The sequence below is a fragment of the Microbacterium sp. SORGH_AS_1204 genome (assembly GCF_030818935.1).
In the GTDB taxonomy this organism is placed as follows: domain Bacteria; phylum Actinomycetota; class Actinomycetes; order Actinomycetales; family Microbacteriaceae; genus Microbacterium.
In genome coordinates this window covers 264,870-284,345 of sequence record NZ_JAUTBD010000001.1, presented here as the reverse complement: position 1 = coordinate 284,345, position 19,476 = coordinate 264,870, and the positions used below count along the sequence as shown (strand labels likewise).

Genomic DNA, 19,476 nt, shown 5'->3' with positions numbered 1-19,476 from the left:
CGCTCTACGTTAAGTGAACCATCAGTCCACTGAATGAACCGAGCGACATGGATACCTTCATCCTGCGCGGCGGCACCGTGGTGAGCAGCGAAGGTCGCGTTCGCGCCGACGTTCTCGTCGAGGCGACGCGCATCTCCGCCGTCCTGGCCCCCGGCGCGTCCGTACCGACCGACGCCCGCACAATCGACGTGACGGGGAAGTACCTGCTGCCCGGCGGTATCGACACGCACACCCACCTCGAGCACCGGGTCGCCAGCGGCGCCACCCGCACCGCCGACGACTTCTTCTCCGGCACCATCGCCGCCGCGTGCGGCGGTACGACGACGATCGTCGACTTCGTGCGCGCCCCGGCCGGCGTCGCGATCGACGACGCCTTCCACGCCCGGCGCGCGGCCGCCGAGGCGTCGTGCGTGGTCGACTTCGGCTTCCACCCCATCGTTCCGGCGACGGCCGGGGAAGACGACACCTTCGACCGCCTCACGCGCTTGACCCGGGAGCACGGGGCCGCGAGCTGGAAGTTCTTCATGGCCTACCCCGGCTCGATGGTCTCCGACGACGTGCTGATCCGCGGCTTCCGTGCGGCGCGTGACTGCGGTGCGCTCCCCATGGTGCACGCCGAGAACGGCCACATGATCGCGGACGCCGTCAAGCGTCTGACGGATGCCGGCCGCACGGCCGAGCACGAGCACCTCCACGCCCACCCCGCCGACGCGGAGGTCGAGGCGGTCCAGCGCGCCATCACCCTCGCCGAGCACGTCGACACTCCCCTGTTCATCGTCCACGTGTCCGCCGCCGAGGCGGCCCGCGTCGTGCGTGCGCGACGAGACGCGGGCGCGGACGTGCGCGCCGAGACGTGTCCGCAGTACCTCACCACCGCCTACGAGGACTACGCCGATGCGGGTGCACGGGCCGCCGGGTACATCTGCTCCCCTCCCATCCGCGAGCAGGCCAACCGCGACGACCTGTGGGCCGCCGTCTCGAACGGGACGATCGACACGATCGGCACCGACCACGCCGCTTTCGCCCTCCACACCACCGACCCGGCGATGCCACAGAAAGACATCGGCAACGGTGTGTTCTCGGCGACGCCCAACGGCGTCCCGGGCGTCGAGGAACGCCTCATGGTGATGTACTCCGCGGGGGTCGGGACGGGTCGCATCTCACTGGAGCGCTTCGTCGAACTCACCGCGACGGCGCCGGCGCGCACCTTCGGGCTCCTGCCCCGCAAGGGCGCGATCGTCGCGGGCGCGGACGCTGACATCGTCATATGGGATCCCGAGGCCGAACGCATCCTCAGCGCCAAGACCCACCACAGCCTCGCCGACTACAGCGTCTACGAGGGGATGGCCGTGCGCGGCGTTCCCGTCGCCGTCTATGCCCGAGGCGAGCTCATCGCGGTCGAGGGCGAGCCCACCGAGGCCGCCGTCCGCGGGCGCGGCACCTACCTCGCGCGCACCCTCCCCCTTCACTGACCTCTGACGACAGGACACTTCATGCGCATTCCGCTCGGCATCCATTTGGGCGAACGGTTCACCCTCGACGAGACCTGGGCGGCGGCCGAGATGGCCGAGGAGTTCGGCTTCGACTCGCTCTGGGTCGCCGAGGGACGACTCACCCGCGACGCGATCTCACTCATGGCCCTGCTGGCCCAGCGCACGCGAACCGTCCGGATCGGGTCCGGCGTGGTCAACAACAAAACGCGCAACGCGGCCCTGATGGCGGTCACGTTCAAGACCCTCGACGAACTGGCACCGGGACGCATCATCTGCGGGCTCGGCGCGTGGTGGGAGCCCCTCGCCAGCCGCGTGGGCACGCCGCTGCGCAAGCCCGTGACAGCGATGCGCGAGTACGTCGGCGTCCTGCAGTCGTTCTTCCGCAACGAGGAAGTGACCTTCTCGGGCGAGTTCGTGCAGATGGAGGGCGTGCGCTTCGACCGCATGTACGCGGAGAACGTCGCCGTCGACATCCCCATCTATGCAGGAGCGGTCGGACCGCGGATGCTGGAACTCGCGGGACAGACGATGGACGGCGTGTACCTCGACTTCCTCCTGCCGGTGTCCTACCTCGACTTCGCGGCGACGCACATCGGCGCCGGTCTCGCCAAGCGGACCGACGGGGTCACGTCCCTCGACATGACGCAGGCCATAGCGGTCGCCGTCGACGACGCCGATCCCGCTGCGGCTCTGGACGAGTGCCGCGCGTTCCTTACGCTGTACCTCATGCAGCAGCCCCATATCGCCGAGCACTGCGGCGTCGAGCCCGAGCTCGTCACGCGCATCCAGGAGGTCGCGGGGTGGCCGGCACGCCCCGAGGACATCCGGCGCGCCATGCGATTGGTACCCGACGAGGCAGTGCGCCGCGTCTGCGCCGCCGGGTCGACGGCCCAGGCCGCCGAGAAGCTGGAGGAGTACGTCGCGGCCGGCGTACGGGTGCCGGTGCTGAACCCCCTCGGACCGACGAAGATGCAGACCATCGCCGCGCTCGGCAAGGCGTTCTCGTGACGGAGGTCGCCGACGCTCCCGCGCGCAGCGGAGCGGATGCCGGGCAGATCCAGAAGACCGTGGCGATCGTGCGGACGGTCGCCGCGCATCCGGAGGGGCTCGGCCTGTCGGAGCTCGCGCGCGCGTGCGGTGTCGCAAAGGCCACCTGTTATCGCATCCTGACGACGCTCGAGCGCGAGGGGTGGATCGTATCGGATCCGGTGACCAAACGGTCCCGCCTGTCGCTCGACCTCATCCTGATGACCGAGAGCGTCGTCACGGGGGGATCACTCACGCGCTACGTGCGCGACGTGCTCGCCGACATCGCGGCGGCGACCGGCGAGACAGCGGGCATAGACACACTGACGGGCTCGCAGGTCACCGTGCTCATGGAGGCCAGTGGACCGCACCTCATCGGCCACGCGCCTCGACCGGTTCCGCGTCTGCTGTCGAGCTGGCGGACCTCCACGGGGCGCGTACTGCTCGCGTGGAACGACCCCGAGCTCGCTCGCGACGATTTCGAGAGGGATGCCGCGGCCGCCCGGCTGCCCGCGGGCTTCACCAACTTCGAAGGCTTCCTCGCCGAGATCGACACGGTTCGCGCGCAGGGATACGCGGTGACCCGCAGCCAGCTGGAAGAAGGTCTGACGGCGATCGCCGCACCCGTGATGATCGACGGCGCCGCCCGATACGCGGTGTGGACGAGCGGCCCGAACTACCGCCTCGACGAACGGATCGACGACGCCATCGCCGCGGTGACCGAGCGGGCCGCGAGCCTGGCCCGACTGCTGCAGCGCGCGGGAACCGACCTGGACGGGCGAACAACGCGATCCTCCTGAGACACTTCCTCCCCCTCTCCGACCCCCGGTGCGAGCTTCGCGCCGGGGGCCGCCTCCTTCGGGGAGCACTTCGAAACACATCAGTAACGTCGGCCGCCCCTCGCGGAAACGGCACTCCCCCATGATGGTCACAAGAGCGAACCGTCGGTTCGCTGAATGAACCACTGGAGAGAGATGACCGCTCACCTCGCGACCCGCCCCCGCGATGCATCCCCGTCGCGCATGGCGGCCGCAGCGCCGTCTCGCCGAGTGGCCCGCGTGTCCGGCCCTCTGCGCAGCGTCGCCATCGCGGCCGCCCTGATCGGGTCAGTCGGCCTCGTCTGGGAGGGGTACAAAGCCCTCGGGCGGGCCTTCGGCGACGTCCTCCCGGGCACCAACATCCCTTTCCCGGTGGCCACGACCGACGCGGCGATGCCCCACGTCGCACAGATCGTGTCCGCCCTGGCGTCCCCGGCGAGCGCCGCCGGTGGCGGGTCGCTGCTGTCGTACTACCTGGTCGAGACCAGCGTGACGCTGCGCGAGTCGCTCTACGGCATGCTCATCGGCGCCGCCATCGGTGCCGTGCTCGCGGTGGTGCTGCGCGAGATCCCGCTCTTCGGTCGAGCGACGCTTCCGTGGCTCATCGTCAGCCAGACCATCCCGCTCGTGGCGCTCGCGCCCATCATCGTCGTGTGGGTCGGCGGCGCGGGACTACCCAGCTGGATCGCGGTGACCGTGATCGCCGCCTACCTCTCGTTCTTCCCGGTCACCCTCAACACCTTGACGGGCCTGAATTCGGCCGACCCCCTGCACGTGGAGTTCCTGCGCTCGATCTCCGCTCCGCGTTGGCGGGTCCTCGTGCACGTGCGCATCCCCAGCGCACTGCCCAGCTTCTTCACCGGCCTTCGCCTGGCCGCCACCGCAGCGGTCATCGGGGCGATCGTCGGCGAACTCTCCGCCGGAACGGGTGCCGGTATCGGGCGCGCCATCCTGACGGCCGCCTACTACTACTCGCTCGCTCCGGCCAATCTCTACGCGGCCATCCTGGTCGCCTCCCTTGCCGGCATCGTCTTCGTCCAGATCATCGTCCTCGTCGAGTGGCTCACCCTCAGGAAGAGGTCCTCATGACCGCCCCCGCCATCCAGCTATCCGGCGTCTCGAAAGAGTTCGTCACGTCGTCCGGAACGACGTTGGCGCTCGATGACATCGACCTGGAGATCCCCTCCGGCGCGTTCGTCTCGCTCCTCGGGCCGTCCGGCTGCGGCAAGAGTACGCTGCTGCGCGTGATCGGCGATCTCATCCCGCCCACGGCGGGAACGGTCACGGTTGCGGGGATGTCGGCGCGCGACGCACGCCGCACCCGCCAGTACGGGATGGCCTTTCAGGCGCCGGGTCTCATGGACTGGCGCACCGTGCGGCGCAACATCGAACTCCCCCTCCAGGTGCAGGGGGTCCCGCGGGCCGAGCGCCGCGGCCGCGCCGACGAGATGCTCGAGCTCGTGCGCCTCACCGCGTTCGCCGATCATCGGCCGCGCCAGTTGTCGGGCGGGATGCAGCAGCGCGTCGCGATCGCCCGCGCCCTCGCGATGCAGCCGCGGGTGCTCCTCATGGACGAGCCGCTCGGCGCGCTCGACGAGATGAACCGCGAGCACATGCAGCGCGAACTACTGCGCATCTGGCGGGCCACCGGCACGACCATCGTGTTCGTCACGCACAGCGTCCCCGAGGCGACGTTCCTTTCGACCGAGGTCGTCGTGATGTCGCCGCGTCCCGGACGCATCGCCGAGCGGATCGCGATCGACCTGCCGTTCCCCCGCACCGACGAGACCCGCGTGGCCCCCGAGTTCTACGCCGCCGAGAGCCGCGTGCGCTCCGCGTTGCACGCTGTGCTCGATCCGTACGAGAGCGCCGCCTCGTGAGCGCCCTGTCCCCGGTGCGTCCCGTCCGGTTCTCCGCCGGTAGGGGTCTCGTGCGCACGCTCGCTCCCGCGGCCGTCCTCGGCGCGCTCGTCCTCGCGCTCTGGCAGAGCGTCGTGAGCGTCGGTGGCATCCAGGCCTACCTCCTGCCCGCCCCCACCACGATCGCCGCCGCCCTCGTCTCCGACGCGCCCCACTTGATGGCGTCGGCGGTTCCCACGACGACGGCGATCATCTCGGCCGTCGTGCTCGGCGGCGTCCTGGGCGTCGTCGGCGCGGTCGTCATCACACTCTTCGAGGGGGTCGCGAAGGTCGTGCTGTCGCTCGTCGCCGTCGCGAGCTGTGCGCCGATCATCGCGCTCGCCCCCATCTTCAACGCGTGGTTCGGGAGCACCTCCCTCATGTCGAAGATCGCGGTCGCCACCGTCGCCGTGGGTTTCCCCGTGGTCGTCAACACGACGCGCGGTCTCCTGCACGTCGATCCGCTGCACCGCGAACTGCTCGACTCGCTGTCGGGCACCCGCGGCCAGCTGCTCTGGTTCGTCCGGCTCCCCGGCTCGCTCCCCTCCCTCTTCGACGGGCTCCGCATCGGCTCGACGATGTCGGTCATCGCCGTCATCGTCGCCGAGTACTTCGGCGGTACCGCGCAGGCGCTCGGCGTCGTCATCGCCAACAGCGCGGCCGTCTCGCGTTTCGACCTCACCTGGGCGGCCGTCGCCGTCGCCAGCGCGATCGGACTGACGCTCTACGCGCTCGTCGCGCTCCTCGAAGCGCTCATCGTGCCCTGGCGTCGCGCCCTGGCATCCTGACCCGCCCGCATCCGACCGCTCCACCCTCCGTACCACCGCACGCGCACCCGAACGCTCCACCCGTACCCGAGAGGACCCGTCATGACCCTTACCCCCCGCCGCCTCGCCGCGGCCACCGCAGCCGCAGGCCTGCTGCTCTCCCTCGCCGGCTGCGCCGGCATGGGCGGCTCGTCCGAAGCGGCCGCCCCGTCCGCGGACGCCGACTGCGCCTCGGTCGACAAGGTCACCGTCGTGCTCCAGTGGGTCACCCAGGCGCAGTTCGCCGGGTACTACGCCGCGAAGGACAAGGGCTACTACGCCGACCAGTGCCTCGACGTCACCATCCAGGAGGGCGGGACGAACGTCGTCCCCCAACAGGTGCTCGCCAGCGGCAACGCCGAGTTCGCCGTGAGCCACGTCATCAAGAGCATGGCGTCGCGCGAGAAGGGTGCCGACGTCGTCAACATCGCCCAGACGTTCGAGCGCGGCGCCTACCTGCAGGTCTCGTGGGCCGACAGCGGAATCGACTCGATCGCCGATCTCAAGGGCACCAAGATGGGCAGCTGGGGCGGCGGCAACGAGCTGACGCTGTATGCCGCGCTGCGTTCCGAGGGCGTCGAGCCGACCACCGACGTCACGGTCCTTCAGCAGCCGTTCGACATGTCGATGCTTCTGAACCGCGAGGCCGACTCCGTGCAGGCAAAGACCTACAACGAGTACGCGCAGCTGCTCGAGACGGTGAACCCGGAGACCGGTGAGCTCTATCAGCCGTCCGACTTCAGCATCCTCGACTTCCAGAAGCTCGGCTACGGCACCCTCGAGGACGGCGTGTACGCCCGCGGCGAGTGGCTCGCGGAGGGCGACAACGCCGACATCGCCACCCGATTCCTCGCGGGCACCGACGAGGGCTGGGCGTTCTGCCGCGACAACGCCGATGCCTGCGTCGACCTGGTCGTCGCGCAGGGCAGCGCCCTGGGCCGTACGCACCAGGCCTGGATGATGAACGAGATCAACAAGCTCATCTGGCCCTCCACGTCGGGCGTCGGCACGCTGTCGGAGGAGGACTGGAAGCGCACGGTGCAGGTCGGCATCGACGGCGGCGTCCTGACGAAGGACCCCGGCAGCGACGCTTACCGCACTGATCTCAACGCCGCCGCGCTCGAGCTCCTCGAAGACAAGGGCGTCGACGTGACGGGGGCCGACTGGACGCCCGCCACCGTGACCCTCACCGAGGGCGGCAAGTAACCGACCGACGAGCGGGGGCGGGGCATCGCGTCCCGCCCCCGTGAGAGCGAGAACCATGAGCACCGACTTCACCATCGCCTGTGCGCAGATCGATCCGCGCATCGGCGACATCGACGCCAACATCGCCCTCAGCGAGACGGCGATCCGGGATGCCGCCGCGCTCGGCGCGCGCGTCATCGTCCTGCCGGAGTGCGCCAGCGCCGGCTGGGCCTTCGACGATTACGCCGAGTCTCTCGCCGCCGCCCAGCCGATCCCCGGCGGCCCCACCGTCACCGCGTGGCACGACCTCGCCCGCGAGCTCGACGTCTGGATCTGCGGCGGGGTGAGCGAGCGCGATGGCGACCGCGTCTACAACAGCGCGGTGCTCATCTCGCCCGCCGGTGTGGAGTCGGTGTACCGCAAGGTGCACCTGTGGAATTCCGAGAAGGAGGTGTTCGACCCGGGTGACGATTTCCCGGTGGTCGATACCCCGTTCGGACGCGTCGGCATGCTGATCTGCTACGACGCGTGGTTCCCCGAGAGCACGCGCAGCCTCGCCCTGCAGGGGGCCGATCTCGTGCTGGCCCCGAGCGACTGGGTCCCGAATCCCCGACAGCAGCCCGGACCGTCGCTGGCGAACATGATGGCGATGGCCAACGCGCACTCCAACCAGGTCTTCGTCGCCGCGTGCAGCCGCGTGGGAACCGAACGCGGCCAGCGGTTCATCGGCGCCAGCGTGATCGTCGGTCACGACGGCTGGATCCTCGCCGGTCCCGCCCCCGATACCCCCGCCGTCGTGACGGCGCGCATCGATCCGATCGGATCTCGCGAGTCGCGCCGCGCCGACCCCTTCAACCGTCCCCTCGGCGACCGCCGTCCCGAGGCGTACCACCTCATCGAGACACCAGAGAAACGAGCACCGCAATGACCATTTCCGTCCGAAAGATCGTCCGCCACCGCGAGGAGACGCTTCGCGAGAACGGTCAGGAGCTTCCGTCGACCCACGTCGTGGCGTGGGTGGCTGCGGTCATCGCCAACCCGTACGGCAGCGGGTACGTGCACGACCTGGTCACCACGGCCGACGAGATCGGCGCCGAGATCGGCCGTCTGCTGGGACCGGCGTGCGTCGAGCTGCTCGACGCTCCCGTCGAGGCGTTCGGCAAGGCCGCGCTCGTAGGCTTGGGTGGTGAGGTCGAGCACGGCTCGGCCCTGATCCACAACCTGCGCTTCGGCAACGAGTTCCGCACCGCCGCGGGCGGCACCGAACTCCTCCCGGCGGCCGAGAAGGTCGGGCTGACCGGGTCCGCGATCGACGTTCCCCTCAAGCACAAGCTGGATGCCAAGACCCGCTCGCACCACCAGACGATCACCCTCGTGATCCCCGGCGCCCCCCGCCCCGATGAGATCGTGGTCGCCTGCGTCGCCGCCAACGCCGGCCGTCCGCTGGCGCGCCTGGCGAGCTTCGGGGCGGAGGTGGCCCGGTGAGCCTCGACACCGCGACCGACACCTGGACGACCGCCCGCATCCAGCAAGCCGAGCAGCGTTACGTCATCCGCTCCTGGTCGGTGCAGGGAAAGCCCGCTCAGGCAGCGATCTCGCACGGGGAGGGCAGCTGGTTCTGGGACACCGATGGAAACCGCTATCTCGACTTCCAGTCGCAGCTGGTGAACCTCAACCTCGGCCACCAGCACCCCAAGCTCGTGGAGGCCATCGTCGAGCAGGTCCGCACGATGGCGTACATGGGCCCGAACTTCGCCGTGCGCGCCCGCGCCGAGCTGGGGGAGCGCATCGCGCAGATCGCCCCCGGCGACCTCGAGATGAGCTTCTTCACCACCGGCGGCGCCGAGGCCAACGAGAACGCCGTGCGTCTGGCGCAGCACATCACCGGGCGCCCCAAGGTGATGGCGCGCTACCGGTCATACCATGGCGCCACCGCGGGTGCCCTCTCGCTCACCGGCGACCCCCGCCACCACCACTCGGGCGGCCCGGGCGTTCCCGGTGTCGTGCGCTTCCTCGACCCCTACGTCTACCGCACCCCGAGCGGCCGACCGCCCGAGGAAGACCCGGTGTGCCTGGGCGCCCCGCACCTCGAGGAGATCCTGCAGTACGAAGACCCCTCGACCATCGCAGCGATCGTCATCGAGACGGTCACCGGGACCAACGGCATCCTGGTCCCCCCGGACGGCTACCTCGCGTCGCTGCGTGAGGTGTGCGACCGGTACGGCATCTTCCTCATCTGCGACGAGGTGATGGCCGGGTACGGCCGCACCGGCGAGTACTTCGCCGTGCAGAACTGGGACGTCGTGCCCGACATCGTCACGAGCGCCAAGGGCCTGAACTCGGGCTACGTGCCGCTCGGAGCAATGACGGTCGGCGAGCGGTCGCGCCAGTGGCTGAACGAGAACAAGTTCTGGGGCGGACAGACCTACGCCGGTCACCCGCTCGCGGCCGCCAGCGCCCTGGCATCGCTGCGCATCATGGAAGAGGAGAACGTCCTCGACAGCGTCCGCGCCCGCGGTGCACAGTTGGATGCCGGACTCCGCGCCCTGCAGAGCCGCTACCCGATCATGGGCGACGTGCGCGGCATCGGCCTGTTCTACGGCGTCGAGTTCGTCACCGACCCCGCTACCCGCGAACCGCTCGTCCCGTTCGGCGCGGTCGGGGCCGCCGCAGCGCCGATGCAGAAGCTCGTCGCGTCGGCATGGCGCCGAGGTCTGTACCTCAGCGCCAACAACAACGTGCTGCGTCTGACCCCGCCGCTCATCGTGACCGAGGACGAGATCTCGTTCGCGCTCTCGGTGCTCGACGACGTCATCGGCGAGCTGTCGACCGAGATGGGTCTGGCGTGAGCGCCGTCGCGCGGGTCGCCGCGCTGCAGCTGGCCACCGGTCGCGATCGCGACGCCGTGCTCGAGGCCACCGATCGCCTGATCGGCGAGGCCGTCGCCGACGGTGCAGGCCTGATCGTGCTGCCGGAGCTGTTCGCGGCGCCGTTCGTGCAGCCCGAGCCCGACCCCGACTTCTTCGTGCACGCCGAGCCGCTCGACGGCCCGTCGAACACCATGGTGCGCGAAGCCTCGCGCCGCCACGGAGTGAGCATCGTGTCGTCGATCTTCGAGAGCCGCGAGGTGCCCGGCGTCTACGCCAACACCGCGTGCACGTACGTCGACGGCGAGCTCGCGCAGGTCTATCGCAAGTCGCACCTGCCGTTCTCGAACGGCTTTCCCGAGAAGTTCTACTTCCGCCCGGGTCAGGAGCCGCCGTCCGCGGTCGAGACGACGGTCGGAGCGGTCGGCACGATCATCTGCTACGAACGCCACTTCCCCGAGCTCGGCCGTCTGGTCGCCCTCGACGGGGGCGTCGTGCTGTCCCTCCCCGTGGCGTGCGCGAGCGCGCCGATGAAAGAGGTGTTCCAGCTCGAGCTGCGTGCCCAGGCGGTCGCGAACGGCATGTACGTCGTGTGCGCGAACCGCTCGGGCGTCGAGGGCGTGAAGGAGTATTTCGGCACGAGCGCGGTCTACGGACCGAGCGGCGAGATCCTCGCGGTCGTCGACGAGGGCGACGGCGTGGCGGTTGCCGACATGGATGCCGCCCACGTAGCGTCCATACGAGCGACCCGTCCGTTCCTGCGGGATCGCCGCCACGACCTATACGGCGGCCTCGCCGTCGCCAAGTGAGGACAGCGATGAGCATTCCGCTGAGATTCGGTTACAAGGCCTCGAGCGAGCAGTTCGGCCCCAATGAGCTGCTCGACTTCGGTGTGCTGGCCGAGGAGGTGGGCTTCGACTCCGTCTTCCTCTCAGACCACCTGCAGCCGTGGATGCACGACGGCGGCCACGCCCCCAACGCTCTGCCGTGGCTCGGCGCCCTCGGCGCTCGCACCAGCCGCGTCATCATCGGCACGAGCGTGCTCACCCCGACGTTCCGCTATCACCCCGGCGTCATCGCCCAGGTGTTCGCGACCCTCGGCGTGATGTACCCCGGCCGCGTCGTGCTCGGCGTCGGCACCGGCGAAGCGCTGAACGAGGTCACCCTGGGCCTCGAGTGGCCCGAGCCGCCCGAGCGCTTCCAGCGTCTCAAAGAGGCCATCACGATCATCAACGAGCTGTGGGCCGACGAGCGGGTGACGTACGAGGGCACCTACTACTCGGTGAAGGATGCCACCATCTACGACCGCCCCGAGCAGAAGGTGCCGATCTACATCGGCGCGTCCGGTCCCGCCGCCACGCGCCTGGCCGGTCGCATCGCCGAGGGCTACATCACCACCAGCGGCAAGGACCCCAAACTCTACACCGACAAGCTCCTTCCCGCGCTCGACGACGGCCTGTCGAAGGCGGGTCGCACCCGCCACGACGTCGACACCCTCATGGAGGTGAAGGTGTCGTACCACCCCGACCACGACACCGCGCTGGAGAAGACGCGCTTCTGGGCGCCGCTCGCCCTCACCGCCGAAGAGAAGATGAGCGTGCACGACCCCATCGAGATGCAGCGTCTTGCGAACGAGCTGCCGATCGAGCGCGCGGCATCCCGCTTCATCGTCTCGACCGACCCCGACGAGCACGTCGAGCGCATCGCGCGCTACGTCGACCTCGGCTTCCGCCACCTCGTGTTCCACGACCCCGGTCATGACCAGGAGGAGTTCCTGCGCATGTACGGCGACGAGATCCTCCCCCGCCTGCGCAAGCGCTTCGCCTGAGGGGACTGCGCGCGCCGGCGGCCGGGGCCGCCCGCGCACACCCGCTGAGGGGGTCGCCCGCGCGCACCCGCAGAGGGGTCGCCCACTGAGGGTCGCTGAGGGGTCGCCCGCGCACACCGCGACGAGCACAACGGCAGGAATCCTGCCCGACACGCCGCCACCGACCCCATCCGCTCGGCGCGCCGCGCCTGAACTCCGCCGTTGTGCACACCCTGCCGCGCGCCGTCGCCGGCCGCGCACCGCCAGCCGCCCGGCGCGACCACCGACCGCCCCACCCACCCGCGCACACCGCTGCGAGCACAACAGCAGAAATCCTGCCCGACACGCCGCCACCGACCCCGTCCGCTCGGCGTGCCGCGCCTGAACTCCGCCGTTGTGCACACCCTGCCGCGCGCCGTCGCCGGCCGCGCACCGCCAGCCACCCGGCGCGACCACCGACCGCCCCACCCACCCGCGCACACCGCGGCGAGCACAACGGCAGAAATCCTGCCCGACACGCCGCAACCGACCCCGACCCCACGGCGTTTCCCGCTCAAACTCCGCTGTTATGCACGCCCCGGCCGGGCGCCGCCGACACCCCGGTGCGCCCCGGCCCACTCCGCCGATGCGCACGCCCCCTGGGCCGAAGTCCACCGACCCGAATGCACGATCCCGGGCGCGCCCGCTACCCCCATCCGCGAATGTCGCAGCCCCGACAGACAATGGAAACGTGAACACGCCTGACGCCTCCGGCTGGACGATCATCGTCCCGGTCAAACCCGCCGCCGTGGGCAAATCGCGCCTGACCGACGTCGGCACCGACCGTGAAGCTCTGGCCCGCGCGATCGCCATCGACACCATCACCGCCGCCGCCGCGGCGACCCGCGTCGCTCGGGTGATCGTCGTCACCGACGACGCGGGCGTGCGCACCGAACTCCGCCGCGCGCGCACGGTCGAGGTCGTGCCCGAGGGCGACACGCGCGGCCTCGACGCCGCCATCGCCCTCGGCGCCGCCGCCGCCGGACAGGGCACGCCACGCGCCGCCCTCCTCGGCGATCTCCCCGCCCTGCGCCCCGCCGACCTCGATCGTGCGCTGGAGCTCGCGGCATCCGTCGAGCGGGGTCTGGTTCCGGATGCCGAAGCCACCGGCTCCACCCTCGTCACCGCCCGCGCCGGGGCGGTGTGGGTGTCGGCATTCGGTGACGACTCCGCCGCCCGTCACCGCCTGCTCGGCTGCACCGACCTCGCCGTCGATCGCGAGTCGACCCTGCGTCGTGACGTCGACACCGCCGCCCAACTGTCCGAGGCCGTGGCCCTCGGCGTCGGCCCGCGCACCTCGGCGGTGCTGGCCGCCGCCGCGGCCTGAGCCACCGCGGGGTGATACCGGTCGCTGATCCGGAGACGTGCACCGCATCCGGATGAAAATCTTCTCGGCATCCGAATTCCGTTGCCTGCTTCCGAATCCGATGCACCGCACCGCGCCGCGCCAACCAGCTACGCGGCCAGCCGCTCAGGCCCGCAGCGCCGCCTCCGCGATCGCCGCCGACGTCTGCTCGTCGCGCATCCACAGCGGCGCCACGACCGCGCGCACCCCGCTCGCCTCGACCTCCTCCGCCGCTGCGGCATCCTCTTCCGCCAGCAGCCACGCGTCGAGCACCCCGTCGGCGGAGCGCGCGCCGTAGTGCCGCGCGACCGCGGCGGCAGAGGTCTCGACCCCGATCGCCGTCAGGCACACATCGGCCATGCCGCGCACGACACGCCCGCCGATGATCGGCGACACCCCCACCACCCGGGCCGATGTCGCGTGAAGAGCCTCGCGCATACCCGGGACCGCGAGGATCGGGCCGATCGAGACGACGGGGTTCGACGGCGCCAGCAGCACCACGTCGGCCTGCGCGATGGCATCCGTCACGCCCGGTGCGGGCAGGGCATCCGCAATCCCGGGGTTCTCGAACGCACACGGAGCCAGCTGCGCACGGTGACGCGTCCACCACTCCTGGAAGTGCAGGCGCCCCCCGTCGTCGAGCAGCACGTGCGTGTCGACCTCGCTGTCGGTCATGGGGAGCATCCGGATGCCGAGCGGCCACCGCTCGGCCATGCGCGCGAGCACCTGGGTCGGGGTGAGCCCCTCACGAAGCCAGCCGGTGCGGGCGAGGTGCGTGCCGAGGTCGAGGTCGCCGAGCGTGAACCACGGCCAGCCCGACCCCCAGGCCTGCAGCTCCTCGTTGACGCGCTCGGTGTCGCCCGCGCGGCCCCAGCCGCGCTCGGTGTCGTTCACGCCGGCGAGGGCGTACGTGATCGAGTCGACGTCGGGCTGCAGTCGCACGCCCGACAGCCACAGGTCGTCGCCGGTGTTGACGACGACGGTGGCCTCGGGCGCGTCGAGGCGACGGAGCGCAGCGCGGACGCCGAGGATGAACTTCGACCCCCCGACTCCACCGGCGAGCACGACCACACGAGGGGCGGCCACCCCGGGCAGCGAGACCGTCACTGCGCGAGCAGCGTCGGGTCGAGTGCCTCCGCCGCGGCCTTGGCCGCCGCCGGCAGCGCGTCGAGCACCTGCGCGAGCGCCACCTCGTCGTGCGCGGCGGTGAGGAACCACGCCTCGAACACGCTCGGGGGCAGTGAGACGCCGGCATCCAGCATCGAGTGGAAGAACGCGGCGTACCGGTACGACTGCTGCGTGAGCGCCGTGGCGTAGTCGCGCGGCACCTCGGGCAGGAACGCCACCCCGAACAGCGACCCGGCGCGCGGCACGGCGTGCACGACCCCCTCGGCCGTCAGCGCGGCACCGAGCGCGTCGGCGACCCGGGCGGCGGCGGCATCGACGGACGCGTACACCTCGGGAGTTGCGAGCCTCAGCGTCGCGAGACCCGCGGCGACCGACAGCGGGTTCCCCGACAGCGTGCCCGCCTGGTAGACCGGGCCGAGCGGGGCGAGGTGGTCCATGACCTCGGCGCGGCCGGCGAGGGCGGCCAGCGGCATCCCTCCGCCGACGACCTTGCCGTACGTGAGGATGTCGGGCAGGTACCGCTCGCCCTGCGACGCCTGAAGGCCCCAGAAGCCGGCGGGGTGCACGCGGAACCCGGTGAGCACCTCGTCCATGATCAGCAGCGCGCCGTTGCCGTGCGCGATGTCGGCGAGCGCGGCGTTGAAGCCGGGCAGCGGCGGCACGACGCCCATGTTCGCGGATGCCGCCTCGACGATGATCGCGGCGATGTTCTGCCCGTGCACCTCGAAGGCCTCGCGCACCGCGTCGAGGTCGTTGTAGGGCAGCACGAGCGTCTGCGCGGCGATCGGCGCGGGAACGCCGGCCGAACCGGGAAGGGCGAGGGTGGCGACACCGGAACCGGCGGCGGCCAGCAGCCCGTCGGAGTGCCCGTGGTAGTGCCCGGCGAATTTGATGAGCAGGTCACGGCCCGTCACGCCGCGCGCGAGGCGGATGGCCGTCATCGTCGCCTCGGTGCCGGTCGACACCAGACGCACCTTCTCGATGGGCTTGAGGTCGTCGACCTGCACGCGCTGGGCGATGAGGTCGGCGAGCTCCACCTCGGCCCCCGTGGGTGCACCGAACGACAGACCCCGGGATGCCGCGGCCTGCACCGCCCCGACCACCTCGGGGTGCGCGTGGCCGAGGAGCGCCGGACCCCACGAGGCGACGAGGTCGACGTACTCACGGCCCGCGGCATCCGTGATCCGAGGCCCCGACGCCGACTGCACGAATCGCGGCGTTCCGCCGACCGAGCCGTACGCCCGCACGGGCGAGTTCACGCCGCCCGGGATGACGTCTTTGGCGCGGGCGAACCACTGGTCGTTGAGATCGGTCATGGCATCCATTCTTCCGGGTGCCCCCGCGTGAGGGGTCAAGAACTGTCGCTTACGGCCCGTCTCGGCGACAAAGATTGACCCCTCACCGGCGGAGGCCGGGCCGAGGGCGGGACCGGAGGCCGGGGGGCGAGGGCGGGACCCGAGGCCGGGGGGGCCCGGGGCTCACGCCGCAAGCGGCTACAGCTCGGCGCGCAGCCAGCGGGCGGCCTCGACCGCCCAGTACGTCAGGATCGCGTCGGCGCCGGCGCGACGGATGCCGAGCAGGCTCTCGAGGATCGCGCCGCGGCGGTCGATCCAGCCGTGCGCCGCAGCGGCCTCGACCATCGCGTACTCCCCCGACACCTGATACGCCCAGACCGGCACGTCCACGGACGCGCGAACGTCGGCGAGCACGTCGAGGTAGGGCAGCGCGGGCTTGACCATGACGACGTCGGCGCCCTCGTCGACATCGAGCAGCGCCTCGCGCACGCCCTCGCGGCCGTTGCCGGGGTCGAGCTGGTACGAGCGCCGGTCGCCCTTCAGCTGCGAGTCGACGGCCTCGCGGAAGGGCCCGTAGAAGGCCCCGGCGTACTTGGCGGAGTACGCCAGGATCAGCGTGTCGGTGAAGCCCTCGGCATCCAGCGCCTCGCGCACCGCGCCCACCTGGCCGTCCATCATTCCCGACAGCCCGAGCATCGCGGAGCCCGCGCGGGCCTGGGCCAGACCCATCGCCGTGTAGCGCTCGAGGGTCGCGTCGTTGTCGACCGCCCCGTCAGGCTGCAGCACGCCGCAGTGCCCGTGGTCGGTGAACTCGTCGAGGCACAGGTCGGTCTGCACGACGAGCGCATCGCCCACCTCGGCCACCACGGCCTCGGTCGCCACGTTCAGGATGCCGTTCGGGTCGTCGGCTCCCGACCCCACCGCGTCGCGCGTCTCGGGCACGCCGAAGAGCATGACGCCGCCGATCCGTTCCTCGGCCGCCTCGGCGACGGCACGGCGGAGCGAGTCGAGCGAGTGCTGCACGATGCCGGGCATCGAGCCGATGGGGCTGGGCTCGGTGATGCCCTCGCGCACGAACATCGGCAGCACGAGCTGCGACGGCACGAGGTGCGTCTCGCGGGCGAGGCGGCGGACGGCGGGGGTGCGGCGCAGACGCCGCGGGCGGTGCTCGGGGAAGCTCATGGGGTCGATTCGGTGGGAACGGGGAAGCGGGCGACCGCTTCGATGAGCGCGTCGACCGTCTGCCGTTCGGCGACGACGTCGACGCTGAGCCCGGCACGCTTGGCATCCTTCGCGGTGCGGGGTCCGATGGCGGCGATGACGGTGGATGCCGGGATGTCGGGGAACTGCTCGACCACCTGCTCCGCGACCGAACCACTGGTGACGAGGATGGCGTTGATGCGACCCGAGTGCACGTCGCCGGCGATCTTCTCGCTGACCGGCACGCCGACGGTGCGGTACGCCACGACGCTGCGCACGTCGTGGCCCGCCTCGATGAGCAGACGCGTGAGCACCGGCTTGGCGATCTCGCTGCGCAGGGTGAGCACCGTGCGCGGCGAGGATTCGAGGTCGATCATCTGCTCGGCCATGCCCTGCGCGGAGTTGTCGCGCTCGGGCACGAGATCGACGCGGTAGCCGACGGCCTGCATCGCCGCGGCCGTGGTCTCGCCGACGACGGCGACGCGCGTCTGCGCCGGGATGACCGCCTTGTAGGCGTAGAGCACGTCGACCGTGGTGGCGCTGGTGAGCGTGAGCCAGTCGAAGGCGCCCGCGGCGAGATCGGCGAGCGCCTCGTCGAGGGTGGCCTGATCGTTCGTCGGCGCGAAGTTGATCAACGGTGCGATGACCGGAACGGCGCCGAGCTGACGCAGGCGAGCCGCGACGCCGTCACCCCAGGGACCGCCGCGCGGCACGAGCACGCGCCGCCCGGAGAGGGGCTTGGGCACGCTGCCCGTCGTCGGGTTCGGCGTGTGCCGGTGGCCTTCATTCATGTGGTCGACTCTCGTGGTACCAGGTCGGCCGCCCCGCGTTCGAGCAGCCGACGCGCGGCTTCTCGGCCCATCCGCGCGGCACGCGTGATGGATTCCCCGTCGTCGGCAGCATCCGCATCATTGCCACTGCCAGGTTCCCGAGCATACCCCGTGTCGAGACGCACCGTCCGGTCGATGCCGATCCGGTGCGAGCCGTCGAGCGCATAGACGATGGCGCGCAGGCGCAGGTCGCCGTCGGCGATCGCGGCGTGCGTACCCACGGGCGCACTGCAGCCGGCATCCAGCGCCGACAACACCGTGCGCTCCGCGGTGACGGCGACGCGGGTGTCCTCGTCGTCGAGCTGCGCGAGGGCGGCCAGGATCTCGGGGTCGATGTCGGCGCGGGTCTCCACGGCGAGCGAGCCCTGGCCGGGAGCGGTCGGCCACTCCGCGAGTCCCAGCTCCTCGGCGTGCAGACCGCCCAGGTCGCCGCCGAGGCGAGAGATGCCCGCGGCGGCGAGGATCACGGCATCCAGCTCTCCGTCTCGCACCCGCGCGAGGCGCGAGTCGACGTTGCCGCGGATGTCACGGATGTCGACGCGCGGGTTGTGCCGCAAAGCCTGTGCGATGCGGCGGGGGGAGCCGGTGCCGACCCGCGAACCGGGGGCGAGCGCCCCGAGCGGGGTGCCGTCGCGGGTCACGACGACATCGCGTGCGTCTTCGCGAGCCGGCGTCGCGGCGATGACGAGTCCCTCGGGCTGCAGGGTCGGCAGGTCTTTCAGCGAGTGCACGAGGAAGTCGCACCGATCGGCGGCGAGAGCCTCGCGCAGACCGTTGGCGAACACACCGCGCCCGCCGAGCTGCGACAACGAGGCGCGGTTGACGTCGCCCTCCGACACGATCGGCACGAGCTCGACGGCGCGACCGGAGGCCGCAGAGACCGCGTCGGCCACCATCTGCGACTGAGTCATGGCCAGGGCGCTGCGCCGCGTGCCGAGGCGCAGGGGCGCGCTCACTGGAGGATCTCGGGAATCTCGTCGAGCGTGACCAGACGCCCGGTGTAGAACGGCACCTCCTCGCGCACGTGGCGGCGGGCCTCGGTGTAGCGCAGGTCGCGCATCATGTCGACGAGGTCGGTGAGCACGTCGGCCTCCATGGGCAGAAGCCACTCGTAGTCGCCGAGGGCGAAGGATGCCACCGTGTTGGCGATGACGCCCTTGTAGGCCGAGCCCTTCTTGCCGTGCTCCATGAGCATCTCGCGCCGCTCCGCCTCGGGCAGCAGGTACCACTCGTAGCTGCGGATGAAGGGGTACAGGCACAGCCACTGCTGCGCCTCGATGCCGCGGAGGAAGCCCGGCACGTGCGAGCGGTTGAACTCGGCGTCGCGGTGCACGCCCATGGCGTTCCAGGTCGGGAGCAGGTTCTTGAGCAGGTCGGTGCGGCGCAGGCGCCGCAGGTCGCGCTGCAGGGCCTGGGGGTCTTCGCCGTACAGCCAGACCATCAGGTCGGCGTCGGCGCGCAGGCCGCTGACGTCGTAGAAACCTCGGACCGTGACGCCGTCGGCCTCGATGAGCGAGACCAGGTCGGCGAGTTCGGTCGCTTCGGAGGCGGTGACCGGGTTCTCGGGATCGCGGCGAAAGACCGCCCACAGGGTGTACACGGAAGAGTCGCTGTCGTGGGACATGACTCCTAGTCTCGTCTCGCTGCGGCGGCGGGCCAAACCGGTTGACTCGTCGGTGAACGACCGACAGGTGCGGCGCGTCGCCGCGCGTTGGTACTGTGCGACGACGGCGTCGGGG

At 71.0% G+C, this 19,476-nt stretch carries 19 protein-coding genes; 13 read left to right on the top strand and 6 right to left on the bottom strand.

Annotated elements, in window-relative coordinates; translation table 11 throughout:
* Positions 1-47 precede the first annotated feature (47 nt).
* The 13 genes from hydA (at position 48) to cofC (ending at position 13,266) form a co-directional block, all read left to right on the top strand.
* Positions 48-1,472: a dihydropyrimidinase gene (gene hydA, locus QE410_RS01260; protein WP_307326926.1), complete on the top strand. Its 1,425-nt coding sequence runs from the start codon at positions 48-50 to the stop codon at positions 1,470-1,472.
* 21 nt (positions 1,473-1,493) lie between these two features.
* The gene (locus QE410_RS01255) at positions 1,494-2,501 is read left to right on the top strand and encodes an LLM class flavin-dependent oxidoreductase (protein WP_307326924.1); all 1,008 of its coding nucleotides are present in this window, start codon (positions 1,494-1,496) and stop codon (positions 2,499-2,501) included.
* Positions 2,498-3,319: an IclR family transcriptional regulator gene (locus QE410_RS01250; protein ID WP_307326922.1), complete on the top strand. Its 822-nt coding sequence runs from the start codon at positions 2,498-2,500 to the stop codon at positions 3,317-3,319. The genes QE410_RS01255 and QE410_RS01250 overlap by 4 nt, the downstream gene beginning before the upstream one ends.
* A 258-nt stretch (positions 3,320-3,577) precedes the next feature.
* Positions 3,578-4,426 (top strand): ABC transporter permease, encoded by an 849-nt coding sequence (locus tag QE410_RS01245; RefSeq protein ID WP_307326920.1) that lies wholly within the window; start codon positions 3,578-3,580, stop codon positions 4,424-4,426.
* Positions 4,423-5,217, top strand: a complete 795-nt coding sequence (locus tag QE410_RS01240; protein WP_307326918.1) for an ABC transporter ATP-binding protein — start codon at positions 4,423-4,425, stop codon at positions 5,215-5,217. Before QE410_RS01245 ends, QE410_RS01240 begins: the two co-directional genes overlap by 4 nt.
* A 50-nt stretch (positions 5,218-5,267) precedes the next feature.
* Positions 5,268-6,023, top strand: a complete 756-nt coding sequence (locus QE410_RS01235; protein WP_307326916.1) for an ABC transporter permease — start codon at positions 5,268-5,270, stop codon at positions 6,021-6,023.
* 81 nt (positions 6,024-6,104) lie between these two features.
* Positions 6,105-7,247: an ABC transporter substrate-binding protein gene (locus QE410_RS01230; protein WP_307326914.1), complete on the top strand. Its 1,143-nt coding sequence runs from the start codon at positions 6,105-6,107 to the stop codon at positions 7,245-7,247.
* A 55-nt stretch (positions 7,248-7,302) separates the two neighbouring features.
* Positions 7,303-8,154, top strand: a complete 852-nt coding sequence (locus QE410_RS01225; RefSeq protein ID WP_307326912.1) for a nitrilase family protein — start codon at positions 7,303-7,305, stop codon at positions 8,152-8,154.
* A complete protein-coding gene (locus QE410_RS01220; RefSeq protein ID WP_307326910.1) occupies positions 8,151-8,711 on the top strand; it encodes an amino acid synthesis family protein in 561 nt (186 codons plus the stop codon). The genes QE410_RS01225 and QE410_RS01220 overlap by 4 nt, the downstream gene beginning before the upstream one ends.
* Positions 8,708-10,075: an aminotransferase class III-fold pyridoxal phosphate-dependent enzyme gene (locus QE410_RS01215; RefSeq protein ID WP_307326908.1), complete on the top strand. Its 1,368-nt coding sequence runs from the start codon at positions 8,708-8,710 to the stop codon at positions 10,073-10,075. The genes QE410_RS01220 and QE410_RS01215 overlap by 4 nt, the downstream gene beginning before the upstream one ends.
* Positions 10,072-10,902 (top strand): carbon-nitrogen hydrolase family protein, encoded by an 831-nt coding sequence (locus QE410_RS01210; RefSeq protein ID WP_307326906.1) that lies wholly within the window; start codon positions 10,072-10,074, stop codon positions 10,900-10,902. The genes QE410_RS01215 and QE410_RS01210 overlap by 4 nt, the downstream gene beginning before the upstream one ends.
* A gap of 8 nt (positions 10,903-10,910) precedes the next feature.
* A complete protein-coding gene (fgd, locus tag QE410_RS01205; RefSeq protein WP_307326904.1) occupies positions 10,911-11,921 on the top strand; it encodes a glucose-6-phosphate dehydrogenase (coenzyme-F420) in 1,011 nt (336 codons plus the stop codon).
* Positions 11,922-12,630: 709 nt separating this feature from the next.
* The gene (cofC, locus tag QE410_RS01200) at positions 12,631-13,266 is read left to right on the top strand and encodes a 2-phospho-L-lactate guanylyltransferase (protein WP_307326902.1); all 636 of its coding nucleotides are present in this window, start codon (positions 12,631-12,633) and stop codon (positions 13,264-13,266) included.
* A gap of 144 nt (positions 13,267-13,410) precedes the next feature.
* On the opposite strand, the gene cofD is transcribed toward cofC, so the two are convergent.
* From cofD to hemQ, 6 genes are all read right to left on the bottom strand, one after another.
* A complete protein-coding gene (gene cofD, locus QE410_RS01195; RefSeq protein WP_307326899.1) occupies positions 13,411-14,391 on the bottom strand; it encodes a 2-phospho-L-lactate transferase in 981 nt (326 codons plus the stop codon).
* Positions 14,388-15,728: a glutamate-1-semialdehyde 2,1-aminomutase gene (gene hemL, locus QE410_RS01190; protein ID WP_307326897.1), complete on the bottom strand. Its 1,341-nt coding sequence runs from the start codon at positions 15,726-15,728 to the stop codon at positions 14,388-14,390. The genes cofD and hemL overlap by 4 nt, the downstream gene beginning before the upstream one ends.
* A gap of 177 nt (positions 15,729-15,905) precedes the next feature.
* On the bottom strand, positions 15,906-16,889 hold the full coding sequence (hemB, locus tag QE410_RS01185; RefSeq protein ID WP_307326895.1) for a porphobilinogen synthase: 984 nt from the start codon (positions 16,887-16,889) through the stop codon (positions 15,906-15,908).
* Complete coding sequence (locus tag QE410_RS01180) at positions 16,886-17,698, bottom strand: uroporphyrinogen-III synthase (RefSeq protein WP_307326893.1); 813 nt, start codon at positions 17,696-17,698, stop codon at positions 16,886-16,888. Before QE410_RS01180 ends, hemB begins: the two co-directional genes overlap by 4 nt.
* Positions 17,695-18,693, bottom strand: coding sequence for a hydroxymethylbilane synthase (gene hemC, locus QE410_RS01175; RefSeq protein ID WP_307326891.1), 999 nt, complete (start codon positions 18,691-18,693; stop codon positions 17,695-17,697). The genes QE410_RS01180 and hemC overlap by 4 nt, the downstream gene beginning before the upstream one ends.
* Positions 18,690-19,361, bottom strand: coding sequence for a hydrogen peroxide-dependent heme synthase (gene hemQ, locus QE410_RS01170; protein ID WP_307326889.1), 672 nt, complete (start codon positions 19,359-19,361; stop codon positions 18,690-18,692). Before hemQ ends, hemC begins: the two co-directional genes overlap by 4 nt.
* Positions 19,362-19,476: the final 115 nt, after the last annotated feature.